Origin of the sequence: Paenibacillus sp. SZ31 (assembly GCF_012912005.1) — a bacterium.
In the GTDB taxonomy this organism is placed as follows: Bacteria; Bacillota; Bacilli; order Paenibacillales; family Paenibacillaceae; genus Paenibacillus.
This window is the reverse complement of sequence record NZ_JABBEA010000012.1, coordinates 62,174-87,716: the sequence shown is the minus strand read 5'-3', so window position 1 is coordinate 87,716 and position 25,543 is coordinate 62,174. Positions and strand designations below refer to the sequence as shown.

At 47.4% G+C, this 25,543-nt stretch carries 21 protein-coding genes; 5 read left to right on the top strand and 16 right to left on the bottom strand.

Annotated features, from left to right (window positions below):
* Positions 1–32: 32 nt before the first annotated feature.
* The 6 genes from ptsG to HF638_RS20690 all read right to left on the bottom strand — a co-directional run bounded on the left by ptsG (position 33) and on the right by HF638_RS20690 (position 7,607).
* Positions 33–2,084: a glucose-specific PTS transporter subunit IIBC gene (gene ptsG, locus HF638_RS20715; protein WP_169481858.1), complete on the bottom strand. Its 2,052-nt coding sequence runs from the start codon at positions 2,082–2,084 to the stop codon at positions 33–35.
* Positions 2,085–2,371: 287 nt separating this feature from the next.
* Complete coding sequence (gene glcT / locus HF638_RS20710) at positions 2,372–3,226, bottom strand: glucose PTS transporter transcription antiterminator GlcT (RefSeq protein WP_169481857.1); 855 nt, start codon at positions 3,224–3,226, stop codon at positions 2,372–2,374.
* A 165-nt stretch (positions 3,227–3,391) separates the two neighbouring features.
* Positions 3,392–4,948 carry a flotillin family protein gene (locus tag HF638_RS20705; protein ID WP_169481856.1) on the bottom strand — a complete coding sequence of 519 codons (1,557 nt, stop codon included), beginning with the start codon at positions 4,946–4,948 and terminating at the stop codon, positions 3,392–3,394.
* Positions 4,949–5,008: 60 nt separating this feature from the next.
* Positions 5,009–5,545 (bottom strand): NfeD family membrane protein, encoded by a 537-nt coding sequence (locus HF638_RS20700; protein ID WP_169481855.1) that lies wholly within the window; start codon positions 5,543–5,545, stop codon positions 5,009–5,011.
* Between the two features lie 218 nt (positions 5,546–5,763).
* The gene (locus HF638_RS20695; protein ID WP_169481854.1) at positions 5,764–6,927 is read right to left on the bottom strand and encodes an iron-containing alcohol dehydrogenase; all 1,164 of its coding nucleotides are present in this window, start codon (positions 6,925–6,927) and stop codon (positions 5,764–5,766) included.
* A 92-nt stretch (positions 6,928–7,019) separates the two neighbouring features.
* Positions 7,020–7,607, bottom strand: a complete 588-nt coding sequence (locus HF638_RS20690; RefSeq protein ID WP_248278215.1) for an MSMEG_1061 family FMN-dependent PPOX-type flavoprotein — start codon at positions 7,605–7,607, stop codon at positions 7,020–7,022.
* Between the two features lie 235 nt (positions 7,608–7,842).
* On the opposite strand from HF638_RS20690, the gene HF638_RS20685 reads away from it, so the two are divergent.
* A complete protein-coding gene (locus HF638_RS20685; RefSeq protein WP_169481853.1) occupies positions 7,843–9,852 on the top strand; it encodes a leucine-rich repeat protein in 2,010 nt (669 codons plus the stop codon).
* 81 nt (positions 9,853–9,933) lie between these two features.
* Here HF638_RS20685 and HF638_RS20680 read toward each other — a convergent pair whose 3' ends face one another.
* Genes HF638_RS20680 through HF638_RS20670 form a run of 3 tightly spaced genes read right to left on the bottom strand, consistent with a single transcriptional unit; the run spans position 9,934 to position 13,719 of the window.
* Positions 9,934–11,532 (bottom strand): UDP-glucose--hexose-1-phosphate uridylyltransferase, encoded by a 1,599-nt coding sequence (locus HF638_RS20680; RefSeq protein ID WP_169481852.1) that lies wholly within the window; start codon positions 11,530–11,532, stop codon positions 9,934–9,936.
* Between the two features lie 14 nt (positions 11,533–11,546).
* Positions 11,547–12,536 carry a UDP-glucose 4-epimerase GalE gene (galE, locus tag HF638_RS20675; protein WP_017686840.1) on the bottom strand — a complete coding sequence of 330 codons (990 nt, stop codon included), beginning with the start codon at positions 12,534–12,536 and terminating at the stop codon, positions 11,547–11,549.
* A 1-nt stretch (position 12,537) separates the two neighbouring features.
* Complete coding sequence (locus HF638_RS20670; RefSeq protein WP_169481851.1) at positions 12,538–13,719, bottom strand: galactokinase; 1,182 nt, start codon at positions 13,717–13,719, stop codon at positions 12,538–12,540.
* 153 nt (positions 13,720–13,872) lie between these two features.
* Here HF638_RS20670 and HF638_RS20665 point away from each other — a divergent pair, with 153 nt between their 5' ends.
* Positions 13,873–14,847 carry an AraC family transcriptional regulator gene (locus tag HF638_RS20665; protein ID WP_211175718.1) on the top strand — a complete coding sequence of 325 codons (975 nt, stop codon included), beginning with the start codon at positions 13,873–13,875 and terminating at the stop codon, positions 14,845–14,847.
* Positions 14,848–14,921: 74 nt separating this feature from the next.
* Here HF638_RS20665 and mgrA read toward each other — a convergent pair whose 3' ends face one another.
* The 6 genes from mgrA to HF638_RS20635 form a co-directional block, all read right to left on the bottom strand.
* Complete coding sequence (mgrA, locus tag HF638_RS20660; RefSeq protein WP_169481850.1) at positions 14,922–15,929, bottom strand: L-glyceraldehyde 3-phosphate reductase; 1,008 nt, start codon at positions 15,927–15,929, stop codon at positions 14,922–14,924.
* Between the two features lie 78 nt (positions 15,930–16,007).
* Positions 16,008–16,748 (bottom strand): NAD-dependent protein deacylase, encoded by a 741-nt coding sequence (locus tag HF638_RS20655; protein WP_169481849.1) that lies wholly within the window; start codon positions 16,746–16,748, stop codon positions 16,008–16,010.
* 271 nt (positions 16,749–17,019) lie between these two features.
* A complete protein-coding gene (locus HF638_RS20650) occupies positions 17,020–17,787 on the bottom strand; it encodes an HAD family hydrolase (protein WP_169481848.1) in 768 nt (255 codons plus the stop codon).
* A 33-nt stretch (positions 17,788–17,820) separates the two neighbouring features.
* Positions 17,821–18,585, bottom strand: coding sequence for an alpha/beta fold hydrolase (locus HF638_RS20645; protein ID WP_169481847.1), 765 nt, complete (start codon positions 18,583–18,585; stop codon positions 17,821–17,823).
* 93 nt (positions 18,586–18,678) lie between these two features.
* Positions 18,679–19,344, bottom strand: coding sequence for a bifunctional 2-keto-4-hydroxyglutarate aldolase/2-keto-3-deoxy-6-phosphogluconate aldolase (locus tag HF638_RS20640; RefSeq protein ID WP_169481846.1), 666 nt, complete (start codon positions 19,342–19,344; stop codon positions 18,679–18,681).
* 88 nt (positions 19,345–19,432) lie between these two features.
* A complete protein-coding gene (locus HF638_RS20635) occupies positions 19,433–20,398 on the bottom strand; it encodes a sugar kinase (protein ID WP_169481845.1) in 966 nt (321 codons plus the stop codon).
* A 221-nt stretch (positions 20,399–20,619) separates the two neighbouring features.
* On the opposite strand from HF638_RS20635, the gene HF638_RS20630 reads away from it, so the two are divergent.
* The 3 genes from HF638_RS20630 to ilvD all read left to right on the top strand — a co-directional run bounded on the left by HF638_RS20630 (position 20,620) and on the right by ilvD (position 24,030).
* On the top strand, positions 20,620–21,660 hold the full coding sequence (locus tag HF638_RS20630) for an acyltransferase family protein (RefSeq protein ID WP_169481844.1): 1,041 nt from the start codon (positions 20,620–20,622) through the stop codon (positions 21,658–21,660).
* A 123-nt stretch (positions 21,661–21,783) separates the two neighbouring features.
* Positions 21,784–22,035, top strand: a complete 252-nt coding sequence (locus tag HF638_RS20625) for a KGG domain-containing protein (protein ID WP_169481843.1) — start codon at positions 21,784–21,786, stop codon at positions 22,033–22,035.
* 309 nt (positions 22,036–22,344) lie between these two features.
* Positions 22,345–24,030, top strand: coding sequence for a dihydroxy-acid dehydratase (gene ilvD / locus HF638_RS20620; protein WP_036616973.1), 1,686 nt, complete (start codon positions 22,345–22,347; stop codon positions 24,028–24,030).
* Positions 24,031–24,115: 85 nt separating this feature from the next.
* Here the strand turns inward: ilvD and HF638_RS20615 are convergent, their stop codons facing one another.
* A complete protein-coding gene (locus tag HF638_RS20615; RefSeq protein ID WP_169481842.1) occupies positions 24,116–25,519 on the bottom strand; it encodes a polysaccharide deacetylase family protein in 1,404 nt (467 codons plus the stop codon).
* Positions 25,520–25,543: the final 24 nt, after the last annotated feature.

Here is a 25,543-nt window from a genome sequence, read left to right as displayed (position 1 = left end):
TTTACACTTGCTTGCCATCGTCGTAACACTTCTTATTTTATCTCAATGATTGGCTGATCGCCAACTTTGAGCACTCCACTCTTCTTCAAGGTCACTGTGGAGCCCTCTGGCAGGTTGGTGAAAATAACTGGTGAAATGATCGATGGAGCGTTTGCTTTGACATACTCCAGATCCACTTCCATAATCGGCTGACCAGCCGATACCAGATCACCTTCCTGCACCAGTACGTTAAAGCCTTGACCTTTCAGCTTCACCGTATTGACGCCTATATGAACAAGCACTTCCTTGCCACCGTCAGACATGATGCCCACGGCATGTTTGCTTGGAAATACATTAAACACTTTACCATACACAGGAGAAGTTATTGTGCCATCATGTGGCAAAATTGCGAACCCATCACCTGTCATTTTCTCAGCAAAGACCGGATCAGGTACATTCGAAATGTCCAGCAATTCACCATTCACTGGCATCACGATATCCTCAGCAACGATACGCTCGCCTTGCTCACCTTGTGCCTTCTCCTCTTCAGGAGTTGGTTTAGCAGCTGCTGGCGTTGGTGCTGGTGTTCGTCCTGCAATAATATCCTGCATTTGAGATTTAATCGTATCGGAACGTGTTCCGAAGATGGCTTGAACATTATTACCCACTTCAAGCACACCAGATGCACCCAATTGTTTCAAACGATCTTTTTTCACATTGGATTTCTCATTAACTTCAATCCGCAAACGAGTAATACAAGCGTCCAGATGTTTGATATTCTCCTTGCCACCAAAAGCTTCGAGAATGTTATGAGGCAGATCATCCGTTGAACCGGAACCTCCGCCAGATGCTGTTTCAGGCGTTGCATCTTCGCGTCCTGGTGTTTTGAGATTGAATTTGCGAATGATCAATCGGAAACCGAAATAGTAGATCACTGCAAGAATCAGGCCGACGATAATCACGTCCCACCATGGTGTACGGTTCGGAATAATACCGAAGATCAGGAAGTCAATGAACCCACCGGAGAAGGTCATACCGATCTTGACACCCAGAATTTGCATGGTCATGAAAGACAAACCTGCAAAGATACAGTGTACTGCAAACAGGATTGGAGCTACAAACAGGAACGAAAATTCAAGTGGTTCTGTGATCCCTGTCAGGAACGAAGTCAACGCTGCCGAACCCATGATCCCTGCAACATACTTCTTGTGTTCTGGTCTTGCTTCATGGTACATCGCAAGTGCAGCTGCTGGCAAACCGAACATCATGAACGGGAATTTACCAACCTGGAACGTTCCCGCTGTGAGGTCTGCACCATCACGCAATTGATTGAAGAAGATCTGCTGGTCTCCACGAATCACATCTCCAGCTTTGTTTACGTACTCACCGAACTCAAACCAGAATGGGGAGTAGAAAATGTGGTGAAGACCGAACGGAATTAATGACCGTTCCACGACTCCGAAGATAAATGCCGACAATGTCGGGCTTGTATCTACCATGAAGTGAGACACAGCATTCAATCCATTTTGAATCGGTGGCCAGATTATCACGAGAAGCAAACCAATTAAGAGTGAAACAACCGAAGTGATAATCGGAACAAAGCGTTTACCTGCAAAGAAACCCAGGTAAGACGGCAGTTCGATTTTGAAGAATCGATTGTAACACAGCGCGGCGGCAATACCTATAATAATACCTCCGAACACGCCTGTACTTAATGTTGGGATACCCAGGATGCTGGCATAACCCGGTACTTCGCCGATCATTGCCGGGGTAACTCCTACCGCGGTACCCAGTGTGACGTTCATGACCAGATAACCGATGATGGCTGCAAGACCCGCAACCCCTTCGCCACCGGCCAATCCGACGGCTACACCGACGGCGAACAGCAATGCCAGATTATCGAATACGATCTGACCTGCGTTCATCATAATTGTTGCGATCGAGTTCACCCATGGGGTGTCGAGCGCTGTTACATATTGCAAAAAGTCTGGATTAACCAGCATGTTACCGATTCCGAGCAGCAAACCTGCCGCAGGCAGAATGGCTACAGGCAACATGAGAGCTTTACCGACTCTTTGCAAGACACCGAAAAGCTTTTTAAACATCGCGTCGTATTCTCCCTTTCGTCTAAGTTGTGTGTCGTGATGCAAGCAAGGGGACACAAAAAAGGCATGAATTAATAAAGTGAACTGTACCAACCTTGGGGTATAGCATACCCTGTACAAGGAAAGAACAATCACACTCTAATTAACTCATGCCTGATCGAGTCAGTAACACGTCGCTTTTGTTTATTCAGTTGCTTGATTACGGAGACCATTGTAGCACCAGTTCTAATCCATTGCAAGCCTTTACAGCAAAAAAATCAATCCCGCATTCCATCAATGGAATGATTTCACTTATTCTCTTCTTCTTTCCGCTGATACAGCCGTTGAAGATGTATGGTCAGATAGCCTACTTCCGCAGGATAGACTGGCAGACTCAGCCTTTTCTCCATTACCTTGGTCAGCTTCCATGCAAGCGAGTACATTTCGGGGTACTCCAACTTAAGCAGCGAATCCAATTTATGAAGTTCTTCGACTTTGTCTCCACGACGAACACGCTCAAGAGCGAATCGAAGATGAGTCAGCAAACGGGAGTAGTCAAGCGATTCCGTTTCAAACGAATAATCGAGTTGGTCGGACACCAGGTTCACCAAATCGGTGATCAGCTGTGAGTGTTCACGTACCTGGGATATATTCTGGTTAGTCATTGCGCTATAGATATGAAGGGCAACAAAACCAATCTCGTCCATCCCCAGATCTACACCCATTTTCTCCTTGATCAGACGAACAGCGTATTCTCCCATCCGATATTCTTCAGGATATATCTCACGGGTTTCATATAGAAACGGGTTCTGTATGACAATTCCCTGCTCCTTGCGTTTTAACGCGAAAGAAATATGATCGGTTAATGCAATATGGATATGTTCATTCAGAGGAACGTCCGTACGCTCTGCAATATACGTAATGACTTCGTTAATAATCTCGATCAGCGCTTCATCCACCTGTGGAAGTAGCTGCTTGTACTGCTCTTGCTCTTGCTGGTTTCTCAAAATGAACATCTTCTCCACAGCCATTAGTGGAATAATGTCATTGGTTTTCCTGTTGAAGCCGATGCCTTTACCAATCACGACGACTTCCCCATGTTCAGGATGCTGTGCGATGATTACATTATTATTTAGCGCTTTGGCTACATGCAGGCTACTCAAAGTTTGCACCTCTTTTTCACACCATCTTAGATGTGATAAGTCACACCCTAGTTAAGAACGAAAAGACATCCGGAGCAGGCAAATCGCGCCGGACGTCTCGCTTAAAAAGTAACAAAATTTCGCCTTTAGGTCAATAGAGCAACCATGCAACATTCGAAGTGCTTCTTACTCGTCAACCCCAGCTCTTTCCACAATCTTGTCGATTATAGAAGGGGTCGTTACAGTCTCGCTCTGTTGGATGGCAACCGGCGCAGGTGTTTTGGACTTGGTAAGGCCTTTAATCAGCTGCTCTACATCGATGCCGGATACACTCTTGAGCATCTCTGGAGCTGTGGCCATTAACTCGGTAACATAGTTACTAACCCGCGTGGCACCTTCACCTTTACCTGTATCTACCACAGTCAGTTTATCAATGGATGCAATTGGCTCTGCAATTTTGCCGGCCAGTTCAGGCAACATTTTGACAATGATATCGAGTACAGCCGCTTCGCCAAACTTCTGGAACGCCTCAGCCAGTTTTTCTTTCGCTTCTGCTTCAGCAAGACCACGTAGACGAATAACCTCTGCATCCGCTGTACCTTTTGCGAGTTCCGCATCCGCCATAGCCTGACCTTCAAGTCGTTTCTGTTCAGCGGTTGCTTTGGCATGCGTTTCGATCGAGTACTGTACCGCATCGGCTTCACGCATTCTCTTGGCTTTATCCGCTTCGGCCGCCTGCTCCACCGCATAACGATCCGCTTCGGCCTTTTTCTTCACTTCGGCATCATATTGCTTCTCACGTACGACGATTTCTTTTTCCTGCAGATCGATCTCACGTTCTTTACGAACGAGTTCAACCTTCATTTCTTCTTCCACCACGGTCTGTCTCGCACGTGCTTCATGGATATGGTACGCCTGATCGGCTTCCGCTTTTGCTGTATCCTGATCCCGCTTAAATGTGGCTACTTTGAGTTCTTTCTCTTTGGCTGCCTCGGCGATATTGGTATCACGCAGCAACTCCGCTTTTTGACCCTGTTCTTCCGCATTGGCCTTTTGAATACGTGCATCACGCATCGCTTCCGCTTCGGCAATCTCGGCATCACGCTTCACCGCCGCAATTCTCGGTTTACCGAGAGCATCCAGGTATCCCTGTTTGTCACGAACATCCTTGATGGTAAACGAGACAATCTGTAGTCCCATTTTCTTCAGATCTCTAGCTGCGACTCCTTGAACCTCTTGCGCAAACCGATCCCGGTTGCGATATACTTCTTCCACCGTCATCGTACCGAGGATGGCCCGCAAATGCCCCTCAAGTACCTCCTGTGCTTCGCTTCTCAGCGCTTCTACAGGTTTACCGATGAATTGCTCCGCTGCCGTAGCAACGTCCTCTACAGCGCCACCAACCTTGATAATAGCGACACCGTCAGCAATAACTGGAACACCCTGTTCCGTGTACACTTCAGGTGTGGAGACATCCAGCTTGTGGGATAACAAGGAGATAAACTCAGATTGCTGGAATATCGGCAGGATAAATGCACCGCCACCACGAACAATTTTAATTTTCCGCCCAGAGTCATCATCGGAAATATTTTTGCTACCCAGGAATGATCCCGTAACGATCATCGCTTCATCCGGTCCAACCGTTTTGTATCTCGCCCAGAAAGCCAAACCCAAAATCAGAATGACACCAACTACAACTATAGGAATCAACAAAACATCCCAGTTCAAATTCAAATTTTCCATTCCACATCTCTCCCCTTATTCATTTATGAGTGCTCAAACTACTTAGGTAATAAGAATACGTTATAAATCTTTAAGTACATCCTCATCCCATTCCGACACACGCAGTACGCCATCTACAACATCCACCACAACAACACGGGCTCCCGCCGCAATGGGGAGGTGTTCAAAACTGGATGCTGTCTGAATCGTACTACCGGAAGCAAAACGGATCATCACTTCGCCAAAACCTTTTTCTGGCACCGGAATGGTGATTTCCCCAATTTTTCCTGCTAACTCTTTCATTGAAAATGCAATGGAGACATCGCTGTTACGCATCGGTTTGATATAAGCGAAGAATACCAGCATGGCTGCAGCAATACCTATAAGCAGGGATAATATTAGACCGGACATCGCACTTAATGAACTATAACGTGTCAGCATAATGCCTGCTCCACCAAAGGTTGTAATAGAACCAGCTAACACAACGGGTTTGAAAAAATCAAGACCTGGCATTTCGAAGGCTCCGTCAATCAAGCCATCAATCAAGTCACCCAGCACAAGGCTGACAACCGCAAATATCGCCCCTCCGATTAGACACCCCCAATAAATTGTCTCCATCCCTTGTTCCTCCTCTCCTCTGCCGCAAATTCATCCTATCTGGGCATTCCACATGTAAATAAATACGTAACTAACATCAAAATGTTTCAAAATCTTTCCTCAAATGTATTCTGGATCCGATAATGGGTATTGAATAAAAAAACCGCAAGCCCCCATGAAGGAGACTTGCGGTTATTGAACAACAGGATGTGTCCGTTCACTTGTCAGTGAGTATTGAATTACAGAGAAGCCTTGTAGATCGATACAACATCTTCCCGTTGCAGTTTCTTGAAGTTACCGAATGGGCCGAACAACATCGCTTTATCAGCCATAACGTCGATTTGGCTATCATCGATATCATAATCAGCCAAACGGTTAGGGGCACCAATGGATGTCCAGAATTTGCTGAGTGCATCAATACCTTCTTCAGCAACCTGTCTATCCGACTTGCCTTCAGGATTCACTTCAAATACATTGATCGCAAGGCGTTTGAATCGGTCCACATTGACATCCAGGTTATGTTTCATCCAGTGCGGGAACAAGATTGCCAGTCCACCGCCATGTGGGATGTCATACACTGCGGATACCGCGTGTTCGATATTATGTGTTGCCCAGTCTCCTGCGAGACCCATATTCAGTACACCATTCAATGCCATCGTTCCGCAATACAGAATTGTTTCACGCAGTTCATAGTTCTCCAGATCTTCTACCAGACGCGGGGCTGCTTCCATTACGGTACGCAGAATCGTCTCACAGAAGCCGAGTTGAACCGGTGTGTTGGCATCCAGATGGAAGTAATGCTCCAATACGTGGGACATCATATCCACCATACCGTATACCGTTTGGTCCAGCGGAACAGTGTATGTATTCACCGGATCCAGGATGGAGAATGCAGGGAATGAATAGGCGCTGCCCCAGCCCAGTTTTTCTTGTGTATCCTGATTGGTAATAACCGAACCGGAGTTCATCTCCGAACCCGTTGCTGCCATCGTCAATACGGTACCGAGTGGAAGAGCATCCTGTGCAACGGCTTTGCGCTGAGCAAAGTCCCACATATCGCCATCATATTTAGCACCTACAGCAATAGCTTTGGAGCAATCTAATACACTACCGCCACCTACAGCGAGGATCAGGTCGATATTATTTGTTTTGCAGAGGTCTACCCCTTTATGCACCGTAGAAAGACGCGGGTTAGGTTCCACGCCAGCCAGTTCTGTCACTTCTGCTCCAGCTTCCTTAAGCAAACCGATGACTTGATCGTACAAACCACTGCGTTTGATACTGCCGCCACCATATACAAGCAGAACCCGTTTACCGTATTTCGGCACTTCTGTTTTCAATGCTTCCAGTTGTCCTTTACCGAAAATCAGTCGGGTTGGATTATAGAATTGGAAAGATTTCATATCTATTTTCGCCTCCAATGGAGTTTAGAATTTTAGTGCAACTCCAATTATAGTACCCCGTTTATAGAAAAACAAATCGATAGCCACTCACTTTATAACAACCCGTTAATCTCCAAATGGGCTCGAAACATATCGCTCGTGGAAGGCAAATCCTCAGCGTCCACCCATGTTTCAGCAGACCATAATCCAGCTTGTTTGAATGCCCGCGGACAATGGATAAAGCATTCTTCCACATCCACAATGACAGCCGCACCAATCGTTTTACCGCTCCAGCCCATACTCGCGATAAATTCTTCATCCTTGGTAATGGTCGCTGCACCATTAATGCGCAGCACTTCATTCAGACCCGGAATCAAAAAGAGCATACCAATACCAGGGTTAGACAAGATGTTCAACAAGGAGTCTATCCGCCGATTGCCTGGGCGTTCGGGATAGACAAGCCGATATGTATCATATACTTTTACGAATCCCGCTCCATCGCCCCGTGGGGATACATCACTTTTCCCATCACGATCGGACGTGGAGAGGAAAAATAATGGTGACATGGATAGAAAATTCTGAACATGTGAATCCACAAATGAAATTGCCTTGTTACGCACATGTTCATGAGGTTCACCCACCATGCTTTGCAGTTCCTCTGCATCTGTAATCAACGGAATATTCAATGCCTGCTTTTCCAATTATTCGTCCCCGTTTCCTCATTGATTATGTTTTTCAATGGCTTTCCACCATTATACATGTGGGAACTGGCATCTTCCATTTCAGACAACAAATATGAGTGTTATTCAAAATACTGGAACCCCACATGCCCTCAGCTTGACCTATTGGAGATTCAGTATTGTTAATCTCATCTAACAGTTGTACTGTAACCACAAGGACTTCAAAATCCTTAACATAAATAAGGAGGTTATTGGATTGAAAAAAGCAAGCATTTTCGTCTTTGCTTTGCTAATGTTCCTCGTACCCTCGGGACAGATGGTTATGTATGCTGAGCCGAATAAAGAAAAAGACTTCATAACGAGCGCTAATGCTCATGGAATCACAATAAACGACTATGTGGGCACTTCGAAAGATGTCATTATTCCCGAAACCATTGGCGGTCAACTAGTTACTTCTATTGGTGAAAAAGCATTTTACAGCGATCATTTGACTTCTGTAGTTATTCCGCATACCGTCTCCACGATTGGAGAAAGGGCATTTGAAATCAATCAACTGACTTCTATCGTCATTCCAGAGACTGTCACGACTATTGGAGACTTGGCCTTTGCATACAACCAGCTGACTTCTGTCGTCATTCCGGATAGTGTATCCACGATTGGGAACTCCACATTCACTAACAACCAACTGGTCTCTGTCGTTATTCCTGAGACTGTTATGTCGATCGGAAATAGTGCATTTACAAACAATAAACTGACTTCTGTCGTAATCCCAGAGAATGTCTCAACTATTGGGAACTGGGCATTTGCATCTAACCAGCTGACTTCCATTGTTATTCCAAATCGTGTCTCTTCCATAGGACATGCTACATTTATGGACAATCAACTGACTTCTGTCGTCATTTCGGATAGTGTCTCCTCTATCGGGGCGATCGCATTTGCGGACAATCGGTTGGCGACTGTCTTCATTCCAGCTAGTGTCTTGTCAATTGGTTTCTTAGCGTTTGATGGTAACTCATCCCTTATTATTACGGGTTTTGATCCTTCCGAGGCTCAAGACTTCGCTTACTTTAATGACATTCCCTTTCAAAAATTGAATGTAGTCGTCTCCTTTGACTCCAATGGAGGGAACCCGGTTGCGGTCACTCAAGCCACTTATGGGCAAACCATTGTGCCTCCCACGCAACCTACCAAGGATGACTTCTCATTTGAAGGCTGGTACATCGATTCGGTTTACTCCCTTCCCTGGAGTTTTGATACCGATATCGTGACTGGGGACATCACGCTGTACGCCAAGTGGACGAGTTCAGTTACAACTGCGTCCAAAGTCACTAATAAGGAAGATCCCATTTCAGCTTTGACAGTCTCTTTTGACTCTCGCGGCGGAAGCCCTGTATTAGATACTATTGCCAGGCTCAATCAAGCGATTGCGCCGCCCACTCAGCCCAGCAAGAGTGGTTTTTCATTTGATGGTTGGTACATAGATTCGGCATTATCACTTCCCTGGAATTTTTCTAGTGATACCGTAAGTCGGGACATAACGCTATATGCCAAATGGGTAATAACGAATAGCTCTGAAAACAGTGGTGGTAGTTCTTCTTTCTGGCCAAGTAGCTCTCATACTGTCACATCATCTCAGGAACTTGAAACGGGAACGAAGCCTACAGCCGAACCTAAACCTAATGTTGAATCTAAACCTAAAGTTCCAACAACACCTTTGACTCCCATCGTGTTCAAGGATATTTCAACCCACTGGGCACGCTTGATGATTGAAAGTATCGCTTCACGTGGTCTTATAACGGGCTATCCCGATGCCACATTCAGGCCTAATCAGCCCATCTTACGTAAACACATGGCCGGTATAATCAGCGGGACGTTTGAGCTACCAATACTTCGAAAAGCCACTCTCTTTGCAGATGTAGAGCCCGGACATCCCTACTTTGAATCTATATCTCGACTACAGCAGATTGGCCTTATTGACGGCTTCCACCGCTCGAACGACTCAAACGACTTGAATGATTTCTTCCATCCGGACGCCGCACTTACACGGGCTGAGGCAGCGAAAATTCTGGTGCTCGCTCTGGACCTGCCGCTAATTCAAACAAGTTCTTTCGAGGATGTGCCATCCTCCCACTGGGCTCATGATTATATTGCCACACTGGCCGAGACTCGAATGGTTCTGGGATATCACGGACAGTTCAGGCCGGAGGAGTTCCTAACCCGAGCCGAGCTGGCTGCCCTGCTCTATCGTTCAATTCCAACAGAATAAACGACTGACTCGCGACTCCGTTGCAAATTTATATTAAAAAACACCAGCCCTTGTATGGGCTGGTGTTCGTCGTTATACCTGTTATTCAGTGTATCCCATGCTGCTTACAAAACGACGGAAAGCTTGGCGTCCTGCTTCATCATATTTGTAGACACCTGCATGCTCCAGAATCTCGGCAAATTTCAATCCGACTTCCTGCTGTACAATGGCAATAGCTTGTTCTTTGTCCAGCTTAGGACCAAACCGTTCAATCAATTCTTCTGCCCAGCCCAGATGCTTGTTCAACACATGATCAGAAGCTTTAGCCGCTTCAGCAAGCTTGGCATCGCCAGCGAGGATATCCGCGATACTGTCCAGTTCTTCTTTCAAACGACCTGGCAGGATGGCAAGTCCCATAACTTCGATCAGACCAATGTTTTCTTTCTTCAGATGATGCATCTCACGGTGCGGATGGAAAATCCCTTCTGGATGCACATCATTCGTACGATTGTTACGCAATACAAGATCCATCTCATAGCCACCGTCTGCACTGCGACGAACGATTGGTGTTACCGTATTGTGTGGTACTTGTTCCCCGTCCACTTCACTGAACGCTTCGATATCCACAGCTGAATCACTGTAGACCTTCCACGCTTCATATACAGCGTTACCCGCTTCAAGCAGCTCTGCAGAATCGTGTGAGGCCAAACGCATTACGGACATTGGCCATTTAACGAGACTCAATGTAAGTCCAGGTGCATCCGCATGGTGGAAGACCGCCTCTGGCTGTGCATTTTGAATCGCGAATGTATGACGACCACCTTGGAAATGGTCATGTGTCAGAATCGATCCACCTACGATCGGCAGATCCGCGTTAGATCCGATAAAGTAATGCGGGTACTCCCCAACAAAGGCAAGCAGCCTGCGCAGCGTATCCTTCGTCAGCTTCATCGGCACATGATCATGATGGAAAATGATGCAGTGCTCGTTGTAGTACACATACGGCGAGTATTGGAACAACCAAGGCTCGCTGTTAAGCTCCAGCGGAATCACGCGCAGATTCTGGCGGGCCGGGTGATTCACCCGACCAGCGTAACCTACATTTTCACGACACAGCTGGCATTTTGGATATACCGGTGGCGGAAGCAATTTCGCCATAGCAATTTCCTTTGGACTTTTCTCCGGTTTCGACAGGTTAATAGTAATCTCCATGTCTCCATAGGCCGTGTCCTGTGTCCAGTAGACGTTCTTCGAGATCCGATCCATCCGAATGTAGTTGGAGTTAATCGACAAGTCATAGAATTGAGATGTGGCCGCCTCAATGCCTTCCGTCTGCTCCGTGTGGCGGAATGCACGTACCACTTCGGAAGGGCGTGCCATCAAATGACCCATGATTTTGGCATCCAGCAAATCACGGAATGTATCGCTATTTTCAGGAATGAGTCCAATGGTGAATCCATAATCAATCAACGTATCCAGCATCGCCTGTGGACCATCGGGCACTGTCGTGTCCAACTCTCCAGCATAAGGCTCTGAGAATCCGAATTGTTCCAGCAGAAGGTTGCGGCTATAATCCCAATCCGCTTCCTCGATTAATTGTTTCTGCAAGGCAAATGCAACCAGACGTTCAATGGCATGCAGTGCTTCCTGCTGCTCCGGTGTCCGCTCTGTGGCACCTGCTGCAATATGAGTCTGTGACATAAGGTGTTCGCCTCCTAGTTTTTTCCGTAGCCGTCAGGACGTGATTGGTGCCAGCTCCAAGCGCTTTGAATGACATCTTCCAGATTGGTCCATTTCGGATTCCAGCCCAGGACAGATCTCGCTTTTGCAGATGAAGCTACCAGCACAGCCGGATCACCTGCACGACGTGGCTCCTGTACAACCGGGATATCAAGGCCAGTCACTTTTTTAGCCGTTTCGATCACTTGTTTCACCGAGAATCCTGTACCATTACCCAAGTTAAACACGTTACTGTTCTCACCTTTGCGAAGATAATCTACGGCACGCAGATGCGCATCAGCCAAGTCGCTCACGTGGATATAGTCGCGGATACATGTTCCGTCTTCTGTAGCATAGTCGTCACCAAACACAGCGATGTGCGGACGTTGTTTCAAAGCCGTTTGCAGCACCAGTGGAATCAGGTGACTCTCTGGTTGGTGATCTTCACCAATTTTACCGCTGTCATGAGCGCCGGCTGCATTGAAGTAACGCAGGGAAACGTATTTGATATCCTGAACTTTATCGAACCATGACATCATACGTTCCATCATCAACTTCGTTTCACCATATACGTTGGTTGGTTCTGTACGATCGCTTTCTTCGATTGGCACTTTCTCAGGCTCACCGTAGGTAGCTGCTGTAGAGGAGAAGACGATGCGGCGTACGTTCGCTGCATTCATCGCTTCCAACAGACAGAGTGTACCAAACACGTTGTTGTCATAATATTTAACCGGGTCTTTCATACTCTCGCCTACGAGTGAGTTGGCTGCAAAGTGAATGACTGCATCAATTGAATTTTCAGCGAACAGCTTCGCCAGAATTTCTTTGTCACGCAGATCCCCTTCATACAACTTACCGCCGAGCAACGCCTCACGATGCCCTGTCTGCAAGTTATCCAGTACGACAACCTCTTCCCCACGTTCCAACAATGCTGCTACCGTATGAGATCCAATATACCCTGCTCCACCTGTCACCAAAATTGCCATTTTACTTCGCCTCCTTCAATTCTTTAACACCGTCACCTACGCCGCACACATAAAAATCACCTTTGAGACGGGTACGCGCTTCATATGCAGCGCCCACTTCGCTTACAAAACGCTCGACATCATCTTCATGCACAAGCGATACGGTACAACCACCAAATCCTGCGCCAGTCATCCGAGCACCGAGCGTGCCTGGAATCCGCTGAGCTTCTTCGACCATAACATCCAGCTCATCACAGCTTACTTCGTACAAGTCGCGAAGCGATTCATGAGAAGCGTTCATCAGCTTGCCGAAGGTTTCCAGATCATTACCCCGCAATGCTTCGACCGATGCGAGCACACGAGCGTTCTCTTCCACGACATGTTGTGCACGCTGTCTTACTTTCTCATCCTTGATCTGATCCTGTAATGTTACGAACTGCTCTGGCGTCAATTGAGCCAGGTAATTCAGTGCAGGCAGCTGTTCCTTCAAGATGGCAAGTGCCTGCTCGCATTGAGAGCGACGTTCATTGTAAGCCGAATCCACCAGACCACGACGTTTGTTTGTGTTACCGATGACCAATTTGTAGGCACCTGTACGGAAAGGAACCTTTTCATACTCCAGTGTGTCACACATCAGCAGGATCGCGTGATCCTGAGCACCGTTTGCGACAGCGAACTGATCCATGATCCCACAGTTGACACCGACAAACTCATTCTCTGCCTTTTGGGAAAGAAGCGCCAGTTGAACTGTATCAATATCCGCTACGCCCTCCAGAGACTGAATCGCGAATCCCGTGAGTACCTCCAGAGATGCAGACGATGAAAGTCCTGCCCCGTTCGGAATCTCCCCATGGTACAGGAAGTCGTACCCTTTCGTTACATTCACGCCTTTACCTTGCAGTTCAACCATGACACCAACAGGATAGTCGATCCATTCTCCGGTTTTCTCTTTACCGATGGTGGAAGTATCCAATGCTCCTTCATAAGACATGTTCGTGGAAGCCAGCTGCAACTTGTTGTCCTGACGCTCACGGATAATTAATGTTGTTCCGAATTCAAGTGCTGCCGGAAGCACGTATCCACCGTTATAGTCAATGTGCTCACCGATCAGATTCACACGCCCAGGGGCATGAAATACACGGATGTCCGCTCCACTCTCTCCGTACTTCTCAATAAACTTTTGTTTCAATTCAGTTACGTTCACTGCTGGTGCACCTCGCCTCGTTGTTGTGGTTTTCTTAATGTTATTATATAAGAAAGCGATGCCTCTTGTAATGCAACCATGTGTGTTTCATATGGATAAATGTGACCTTAAGGCGTATAATGATCTAAGCATCCCGGAAAGAAGGAAACGACTATGGCAGACCAATTCAACATCAAGAAAGAACCTCTTGCATCTTCTACAGAAAAAATACAGGAACCACCTTCCGGTAAAAGCGGAGCTCTCAGTTATTCGGTTGCCTCCAATCCTGTCTATTATGAACAAGGCGCATTGCATGTCCTGTTTGCCGGAGCAAGCCAGACACTTCCGGGTCACGCCCTCGGACCCAAACTGTTTGATTATTATCTGCTGCACTATGTAGAAAAAGGGGCGGGTACGTTCCGTACCGAACTGCACACCTACGAGTTATCCGCAGGTGATTGTTTCCTCATTCATCCCGGGCAACTGGTGAGCTACCAGTCCCATGCCCGCAACCCATGGCAATACCGCTGGATCGCCTTCACGGGCAGCCAGGCTGCCCAGCATGCCGATGAGGCGGGATTCCGCCCGGAGAAGTCCGTTTTTCACGCCGGACCCTCTTGTGGAATGTCCGATTGGCTATCCGTGATGCAAAATGCTTTTGCTGAGCGCAAAGAAAGCTCCCATTTCACATCACTGGGTACGTTATATATGATTCTAGCCGAAGCACAAAATCACCTTTCGCAGGGTCAAACCTTAATTCCCGGTGAATCCTCCATCCGACGTACGGTGAAACAGATGATACAATATATGTCCACCCAATATGCCTATCCTGTCTCCATTGAACAAATGTCTGCGAGTCTCGGTTACAACCGTGCGTATCTATCCCGTATTTTCAAACAGGAAACCGGACTTTCACCAGTCACTTATCTGCTAAAACTGCGGATCGACAAGTCGCGCCAACTCCTCAGGGAACGCCCGGATCTGTCCATCGAACAGGTATCTGCATCGGTCGGACTGCCAGACGCGCTGTATTTCTCCAAACAGTTCAAACGATTTCACGGTGAAGCGCCCAGCTTGTATCGAGAGAAAATCCTGTCCCGCTCGCCACATCAGGGGTTACAGAAGAACACTCAACAAAATAGACGTTGAACAACGTTACGGAACCATATGACAAAAAAGGTGCATTCCGCCACTATGGCTAAGATGCACCTTTTGCACTTTATTTATTTGTCATCAGGCTCCGGAGACAGAATGGATTCAATCCGTTCCAATTCCTCTGTAGAGAAATCCAATTGACTGAGTGCAGCCACGTTCTCTTCAATCTGGGAAGGACGACTTGCGCCAATCAGCGCAGAAGTTACCCTGCCATTCCGCAGAACCCAGGAGAGTGCAAATTGGGCCAAACTCTGACCACGGGCTGCTGCAATCTGATTCAGCGCACGCACTTTGCGGAGCGTCTCTGGAGAGATGTTGTTCTCATTCAGGAATACCGACGGACCTTTGGCACGTGAGTCTTCCGGGATACCATTCAAGTATTTGTTCGTAAGCACGCCTTGTGCCAATGGACAGAATGCAATACTGCCTGTTCCATACTCATCCAGCACGTCCTGCAAACCATCTTCAATCCAGCGCTCCAGCAGCGAGTATTTCGGTTGATGGATTAACAATGGCGTACCCAGACCTTTCAGAATTTCGGCGGCCTGTCTTGTCTGCTCTGCAGGATAGTTGGAGATTCCTACATAGAGGGCTTTGCCCGAGCGAACAATATGATCCAGTGCCATCATCGTTTCTTCCAAAGGCGTTTCGGGATCATACCGATGTGAATAGAAAATGTCTACATAATCCAGGCCCATACGCTTCAAGCTTTGATTCAGACTGGATACCAGATTTTTGCGTGAACCCCACTCGCCATACGGCCCGGGCCACATATAATATCCCGCTTTGGTAGAGATCACAAGTTCATCACGATAAGGTTTCAGATCCGAAGCCAGTACCTGTCCAAATAGTTGCTCTGCCGAACCTGCCGGTGGGCCATAATTGTTGGCAAGGTCAAAATGGGTAATACCCAGATCAAATGAACGGGTAATCATATTACGGCCATTCTCGGCATTGTTAATACCGCCAAAATTATGCCACAGCCCCAGTGAAATCGCTGGCAATTTCAAACCTGAACGCCCAACGCGGTTATATTTCATCGTTTCATAGCGAGTATCGCTTGCTACGTAGACCATTATGAATCCCTTCTTTCCCCAGGTTCCGCCTCTTGTGTCCGGTCTATGCCGGAGAATGCGGTTATTCAGTCCATACGTTTAACCAAGAAGCTGGTCCACATTATTCATTACCTCACCGATCGGCTCTGTAATCAGCAAATCAGCTCTACGGTCATAGGCGGTAGGTGTAGCATTCAACAGAACGGTATGTTTTCCCTGAAAATACGTAATTAACTGGGCCGCTGGATATACCGTCAGTGACGTGCCTCCCACGAGTAACAGATCTGCAGAAGACAGTGCATCAATGGAGCGATACAATGTCGTCTGATCCAGTTCCTCTTCGTACAGCACCACATCCGGCTTGATCACACCACCACATGCGGTACAGCGAGGTACGGTATCTTGGGATTGCATAATATCATTCAGCGTATAAAACTTCCTGCAATCCATGCAGGCATTACGATGAACTGAGCCGTGAAGCTCAAAGACATTGCTGTTGCCTGCCATCTGGTGCAGTCCGTCAATATTTTGCGTGATGACTGCCTGAAGTTTCCCCTCTTGCTCTAGACGAGCCAACAGTCGATGGCACCCATTCGGTTCGGCATTCGGATGAAGCATTTTGCCACGATAAAAATCATAGAAAATATCAGCATGTTGATCAAAAAAATGCCGGCTTAACAATTCTTCAGGTGGATAAGGCGAATGCTGCTCCGTCTGATACAGACCCGCAGCCGAGCGGAAGTCGGGAATCCCGCTTTCTGTTGAAGTCCCGGCTCCTCCAAAAAAAACAATACGGGAGCTTTCCTGAATCCAGGTAGCCAGTTGTTCTGTTGCGTTCATCCTCTCTCCTCCTTTTATTTACTATATAAATTGAACTAAAGAATATTTACACTGGCCACTACGATGACAGAACAACCTTCCGATCGCTGTTATTCCCAGATTTTTTTGATTCCCTTTATAAAGGATAAATCCGAGGATAGCATATGCTTCCGATGTAGCTTTCTTTTAGAAAGCTTTTAGGCGAACGCTCCGCTTCTTCAGGTTATTTCTGTCCTCTCCATTTCGTGTAAATGTTAGTTCAATTTATATAGTCCAACCAAGCCAGGGTGACTTATATAATCACGCTTATCTCATTATAATGACGAATGATGGCATGGGCATCAACCAGGTGTGATCCTTGATCTAACTGCGGACAGTAACCCAGGGTATAGGATACCTCTGCGTGCCGCCCCATCTGCATATCCCCATTACTGTCCCCAATTACAACGGCCTCTCCATGATTGATATGTAATTCACGGCAAGCCAAGAGTGCTGCTTCTCCATCTGGTTTACCCTGGGTCACCCGATCACAGCCCACAATGGATGTGAAAAAGGAACGGATCCCCATCCAATCCAGATGTGTTTCTGCTGCCGCTGTACTGTCTGAAGTGACGACCGCCAGCGGTATGGCTGCTGCCCTGCAATTCTGCAAGAAATCCAGCAATCCTGACATTGGTTCAGCCAATTTCTTCTGCCTAACCTCTCGCATGGCTACACTTGAAAATTGGCGTATCGTTGTGATCGCTTCATTCCATGGCATGCCTGCCGCATATAGCTGCCCCGCAAGCAATCCCGTGCACTCATCAACAGTTGCAATGGCCAGCGGGCCTTGCGGATCATATCCGACAATATGACCTTGTGCATTATGGATGGTGCCGAGAACATGCTCCAATTCAACCGTAAATGAAGCTCCAAGCTCATTCATACGTGTTTTTAACTGATTGAGCAACGTCTCTGCCCACGGTCCCCATAACTGGAGGAATTCCAACAGTGTTCCATCTTTATCGAACAGGATACCTTTACATGGAATCTGCGCTCCATGGACTTGAAGCATGGTCATCCGTATCACCTCCGGTGATGAGTCTGGCAATCATTACTTGATGGTACTTAACCAAGCCAGAACTGTCTTGACGGTCTGATTCAGCTGTTCTTCTCCACTCACTTCCGGCTCGCCATCCCCTTTTTGATGACCATAATCACCGAACTGGGCGTGGTTTCCACCTTCAATGGTGTAATATACCGTCTCCGCGGGCAAATACATACGTCCACTCTGATACTTGGTCATATTCACAACCTCATCTTTAGTACCCAGAATGGATAAAGCAGGTATTCCCAGTGTCAATACACTTCCTTTTTCATCCGGGTAAGATGCCAAGAAGAATATTCCGTGAAGTGCATCAGGATGTGCGGCTACATAACGTGCAGCCATGGACCCACCGAGTGAGTGTCCACCCATAACAAATTGTTCGTCTGGATATGCGGCTAGAATCTCATCTGCCAAGTTTGGCTTGAGCACTGCCAGGTTGACTGGCATTTTGGCAATAATCGTGTGATGACCAGCAGCAGCCAGCTCATGCGCAAGCGGTGCATAACTTTCCGGTTTTACCAATCCACCAGGATAGAAAAGCACGCTTTTCCCAGCCGGTTTGTCTGGCACAAAATCAATCCAGTTCTCTTGTTCGCTCACGGTCACTTGATTGGCTGTAGCCATGGCCGTTTGAGCTGTTTCCTGTGGACCGTACGGTGTGAATAATTTCCACGCAACAAATCCACATCCAATGACAATGAGCGCCAGAAGTACGAGCAGGAATTTCCCGATGCCCCTCTTCTTGCGCCCTGTATTATACCGATTTCTCAACGTTAATCACCTTTCTTCACTTCCGCAGGTGCCGCGGCTCACAGAATTGGGAGCCTTCGTTCATCAGGCTCCCCTTCTACGAATTGAAAAATATTATTCAGCCTTGGCCTTGCGGTAAGCATCCATATATTGTTCCGCTCTGCGACGGACATGACTCAGGTCACCCGTCTTCACAGCTTCCGATGTCAAGTCGGAGCCGATCCCTACAGCCACTGCTCCACCCTTGATCCAATCCCCCAGATTAGACAAGGATACCCCGCCAGTTGGCATAAAATTCGCCTGCGGCATAGGACCCTTCATCGTTTTGATAATCGTAGGATCATACAGGTTACCCGGGAACAACTTCACAATGTCCACGCCGAGTTCCAATGCTCGCTGCACGTCAGCAATCGTCATCACACCAGGCAGAATTGGAATTCGGTACAGGTTGCAGATCTGCACGGTATCCGGGTTCAGGGAAGGTCCGACTACAAACTCGGCACCTGACATGATAGCTGCTCTCGCCGTCTGCGGTTCAAGCACCGTTCCCGCACCAATAATCGCGAATTTCTCTGGGTCTTGTGTGTTCCAGTGGTATACACGGCTTAATTTTTCAATGGCTTTGAGGGCACTGGGTACTGTCATCGTAATCTCAATAACTTTAATGCCACCCGCAATCGCTTGCTCGGCCATGGCAATGACTTGATCCGCAGAATCTGCACGCAGAACCGCCACAACACCATTATCCGTAATTTTTTGCAACAGCTGAAGCTTCTTCATTTCATTCTCTCCCTTGTCAATGTGGTGGTTGTGTATACAAGCCTTACATTTAAGAACGAAGATGAGACATATATGATTTCAGCAGCGACTAGCGCTCAACATGGGCAACATTGTTCAGCTTGGCCTCGACCTGCCCCCACGTCGGGAGCGCCTCCCAATCGCCAACAGCCTGTATAACCATGGAACCGGTCAAATTGCCGAGACGGGTTGCTTCCTGCGGGGAGTATCCTTTTAATAAGCCTGATAAAAATCCCGCGCAGAATCCATCTCCTGCTCCTACCGTATCCAGAACATGCTCCACTTTAAAGTACGGAACTTCCGTTAGGGTACCATTCGCTAATACGTAGGTCAAATCAGGGCCACCCTTCACGATGCACACGGCCTTCATGGCAGATAGACGCTCAAGTACTTTTTGATCATTTTCTTCGTGATAGAGAAGTTTCATCTCGTCCAGACCCGGTAAAAAGTAATCCGCGAGTTCAGCCAGACGCAGTAAAACTGGACGGGCCTCATCCGCTGACCATAGTTTGAGACGCAGATTCGGATCAAAGCTTACTTTCACACCTGCCTGTTTGGCAATATGTATGGCGGCTTCTACCGTAGCAAGACCGGAAGGGCTTATCGCTGCGGTAATACCTGTAAGGTGAAGTATCTTCGCCCCCGCAATATAATCGGGATCCAGATCATCAGGTGTGATCGCACTTGCAGCGGATAGCTTCCTATAATAATGTACCGAGGCTTTCCCGGAAGCGTTCTCACGAATCATCAAACCGGTGGGCTCGTGATCACTTAACCGTACTCGGGAGACATCTACGCCTTCACCGCGAATGGCTTTCAGAATCATGTTACCGATCGGATCATTGCCCAAACGTCCAAACCAACCACTGGTATGTCCCAGCCGGGAAACGCCAATAGCCAGGTTGCTCTCGGCACCCCCGAACGACTTGTCCAGTGTGGCCGCATATTCCAGCCCTCTTGTATCCTTGGCAGTCAGCAAACCCATACTTTCCCCAAATGTAATAATTTCCGGGCTTGGATAGGGACTCGTTGACATGATTTCTTCCCTCCTTATATTTACATTTCCTCATCTTCTGTTACTATTGTCATCCTCTATGCAACCGTTGTCAATCCCGGAGCGTTCATTTTTTGTCACAGCTTTGAGAAAAGATAACGCTTACTAATGTGAATTAAATCACAATAGACAATGTACATCCATATTACCCTTATTACAGATGCAAACGACCTTACAAAAGGGGTCTATAAGGGGGCTGCACCATGAAAAATCAGACACTGATCCAGGATGATCAGGAATCTTTCTTTTACAATCTGCGCTTTATGCTTATCGTCTGTGTCCTTGCAGGTAATGCACTTGAACCACTCATCACACGTTTTGCAGGAGCGGAAGCTCTGTTCCTGTGGATATATACGTTTCACATGCCACTCTTTGTATGGGTAACCGGGTATTTTGCGACACACTCACTCCAAGGCGCGCCTGGGCGAAACGTTTTGAAGCAGATTGCCTTACAATATGTACTGTTTCAGTCCTTGTATGCATTAATGGACTTTACCGTGTTCCACACACCCCATATGCGGCTATCCTTCTTTGCACCTTACTTGCTGTTATGGTTTCTCGCGAGTCATTTCTGTTGGAGACTTTTACTCCGTCTTACGATTTCATGGAAACCGATATATCGATTGATTGGATCGATTGCGCTCGGTGTAATTGCCGGGTATTTGCCCATCGATGGGTTCTGGCTCAGCTTCAGCCGTACGTTTGTATTCTTGCCGTTCTTTGTCATCGGTTATGACTATGGAGCATCCATTCGTTCTCGAATATTATCCGGTTGGGGGCGAAAAACGGCAGCTATCCTCTCTGCTGCCCTGTTGGTATGGATCGGGTATGGAGGTTTGAATATTTCATCGGGATGGTTACTGGGCAGCATGACGTACGCCGAGCTGGGTCATCATGAATGGTATGCCGGCATCTTCCGACTGGGTGTATACTTGCTGGAAATTGCATCGGCAGCACTGTTCTTGGCCTGGGTACCTTCCTTGACTTCCAGACTGACGGACCTTGGACGACGCACACTCTATGTGTTCCTGCTGCACGGGTTTCTCGTTCGTCTTGCGATCTGGTCTGGAGTCTACAGTTATATGGGAAGTTCGGCGTATATCCCAGTCATACTTCTCATTGCCGTACTGTTCGCAGTCACGCTGGCTCTGCCAGCTGTACGTCACACGTTCAAACCCTTAATTGAACCAGATATATCCCGCTTTTCTTTCGATCGGCATGAGATATTTAAACGGTCGGCCTAAAGCTCTGACGGATCTCTTCGCTATCGATTCTATCCTGGTGTGTTGTTTCAGGCTGGAAATAAGGTGGTAAATTAGGGATACGCGCTACAAAAAACAACTTATCGTTGTAAGGAGTGATTTGTAATGGCACGTCAACCGACGTCAGAACGCAAGATGAGCCGTGAAGAAGCCGGCAGATTAGGTGGGAAAGCCACTTCCAAGAGCCATGATCGAAGCTTCTACCAGATGATTGGAAAAAAAGGTGGAGAAGCGACTTCAGATGCCCATGACACTGACTTTTACAAGCAGATTGGCCGCAAGGGCGGCGAAGCAACATCCGAAACCCATAACAAGGAATTCTATCGTGAGATTGGACGCAAAGGCGGAAGCAACTGATGAATCCCGCACGCCACATCGAAACATGATCATAGCTTTCCCGCAAATCAAGAAGTCTAATTCCATGAAAATGGTTTGAGGCTTCTTTCTATTGATTGTAGAAATATGACGACGGTTGTGATAGACTCAATAGAAAAACCGGGTGTTCACGGGTTTAAAGCAGCAAAGAATTTCACAAACTACGGGGAGCTCGACACCGGCTTGCCGGTCCTTTTTTTTAGAGTACGGATGAAATTAAACGACAGATGCACTGCCATTTACTTTTCCATTCATGTTGCTCAATATTATATATTTGGGGGGAAATACACCATGTCAGCCAAGAAGATGCGTTCCGATATGATCAAAAAAGGTTTTGACCGTGCACCACACCGGAGTTTGCTCCGCGCAGCGGGCGTTAAAGAAGAGGATTTCGGCAAGCCGTTTATTGCCGTATGTAACTCATACATCGATATCGTGCCCGGCCACGTCCACCTTCAGGAATTCGGTAAAATTGTAAAGGATGCTATTCGTGAAGCCGGTGGCGTTCCATTCGAATTCAACACCATCGGAGTAGATGATGGTATTGCCATGGGACACATTGGTATGCGTTACTCGCTGCCAAGCCGTGACATTATCGCGGATTCCGTGGAAACCGTTGTATCTGCACACTGGTTCGACGGCATGGTATGTATCCCGAACTGTGACAAAATCACACCAGGCATGATGATGGGTGCGCTTCGCGTAAACATCCCTACCCTGTTCGTAAGTGGTGGACCGATGAAAGCCGGTCGTGACAGTAATGGTAAAGCACTTTCTCTGACTTCCGTATTTGAAGGCGTGGGTGCTTACCAAGCAGGTAAAATCGATGATAAGAGCTTGCTTGAACTTGAACAGTTCGGCTGTCCAACATGTGGATCATGTTCCGGTATGTTTACTGCAAACTCCATGAACTGTCTGGCTGAAGCGATGGGACTGGCTATGCCAGGTAACGGAACGATCCTTGCCGTTGCTCCTGAGCGTCGTGAGTTTGTTAAACAATCTGCTACCCAATTGATGGAACTCATCAAAATGGACTTGAAACCACGTGATATCGTTACTGTAGAAGCGATCGATAACGCGTTTGCACTGGATATGGCGATGGGCGGATCTACCAATACGGTACTGCACACGCTGGCACTGGCTCATGAAGCAGGCATCGAGTATCCAATCGAACGTATCAATGAAGTAGCTAACCGCGTTCCGCATCTGGCGAAGCTTGCTCCTGCTTCCGATCTTCACATCGAAGATGTTCACAATGCAGGCGGCGTAAGCGCAGTACTGAACGAATTGCTCAAAAAACCAGGCGCGATTCATGGTGACTGTATTACAGTAACAGGTAAAACGATCCGTGAAAACGTAGAAGGAAAAGAAATTCAGGATACCAACGTTATCCACCACCTGGATAACCCGCATTCCGAAAAAGGCGGCCTGGCTGTATTGTTTGGTAACCTTGCACCACAAGGAGCTATCATCAAAGTTGGTGCAGTTGATGCTTCGGTTGGTGGATACCATAAAGGTCCTGCCATCTGCTTTGACTCCCAGGAGCAAGCGCTCGAAGGTATTGCTAACGGCAAAGTAAAAGAAGGACATGTTGTTGTTATCCGTTATGAAGGACCAAAAGGCGGACCAGGTATGCCTGAGATGCTGGCTCCTACTTCCCAGATCGTAGGTATGGGTCTTGGTGCCAAAGTTGGTCTGATCACCGATGGACGCTTCTCTGGCGCATCCCGCGGAATCAGTATCGGACATATCTCTCCGGAAGCAGCTGAAGGCGGTCCAATCGCCTTTGTTGAAGAAGGGGACATCATTGAACTGGATCTGAACAACCGTATCATCGAATTGCACATCAGTGACGAAGAGTTTGAACGTCGTCGCGCAGGTTGGAAAGGCTTTGAACCAAAAGTAAAAACTGGTTACCTGGCTCGTTATTCCAAACTGGTTACAAATGCAAGCAATGGCGGCGTACTGAGTATCTAATTCACTAATAAATAAAGGGTTGCTCTTCTGCCAAATCTGGCGAAGGGCAACCCTTTTCTTTTGCTGGTTGGTGTGATCAGTCCGTTTAGTTCCGCTCTGGCAGTATCTCTTGTTCAATTAACAACGATTCATCTCTGGATTCTTCTACCGTTGCTGCTACCTGCATCGTATGTTGACCGTAACGTTCCAATAATAGATCCAGCGGCATGGCAATCATCTTGGGTACCAGTTGTTCAGTACGCTGTTTCAAACGTTTGGTTCCTGCCGGGTGGATTACACTTAACAGCAGCTTCAAGTATACTTTGGATGCAGCACTGAACGGTCCAGGGGGCAAGTCTTGTATGGTAAAGCCGAACTTTTCCGGACCTCTGTTAATCATGCTCACACCGTATACGGCCTTCGCAGAACGTAAATCAGGTTCAAGTGCTATCATGCGCGCCAGATCCGGCAATTGTTGTTCCATCGTGCGGATCATGCGAATAGCCAAGTGCATACTGGAACGCGAAGTCACCCCCAGTTCGAACAATTTCTGATTGTCAAAATGCAATTCAATCACCGGATCTCCATTTTGAATGACATGGCCGTCATTCATCTCCACCCGCGCACCATGATATACGCGGGATCTGAAGTGCAGCATCGGGTCCTCTGGCGAAGCCGTCCGCAGATGATATACCCAGTGGAACAACCTCTCCCAACCCAGCCATAAGGCAACAACGATTCGTTTCCATAGCTTCAACGGTGTCTGTAATTGAGTCTTGTTCTGAGATTCGCTCACTGTAATACCTCCCATCAACGTATCAACGCGTACACTTTGCAGCCCAAGCCGTTCAGCTTCCTGCAAGACGACTTCCAGCGCCTGAAGCATCTGCTCCGGCGCGTGTGCATCAGCACCGAAGGTGGTTCCTCGATCATGCAGCAGCATAACCTCCCCACCTCTTAGTTCCTTCAGCATCCGTTCGGTCAATCTCTGGGTACCTACTCGGCTTCTCCAGTCTTCAAACATGGAAGACCACAGTACGATTTTACGTTCTTTCTTGCTGAAAAAATCAAACAGATTCATAATCCCCCAAGGTGGACGATAATAACAAGTCTTCTCTCCAGTTACTTCATGAATAATCTGACCCGTTCGCAGAATCTGATTTCGAACGGTACGTGGCCGCATGAGCCAATTCGTTTTGTGAATATAGTTATGAATACCAATAAGATGGCCTTCCTCATGTATGCGCTGAATGAGTTCCGGATGTCTCGCAGCATGTTCTCCAACGACAAAAAATGTTGCTTTTGCTTGATGCTGATGGAGCAGATCGAGCAGCCTCGGCGTATAGTGTGGATCTGGCCCATCGTCAAACGTTAAGGCAAATTGTGTATCACTTCTTCCCCGTCTGAATACACGAAAACCGAAAAGCCTGCTAATCAAACTTGGAATAAAGGCGTAAAAAGATGAAAGATACAATAACCACAGTAGAATACTCTGAAGTATCGATGTCATGTTGCTAGCTCCCCACTTCTCCTG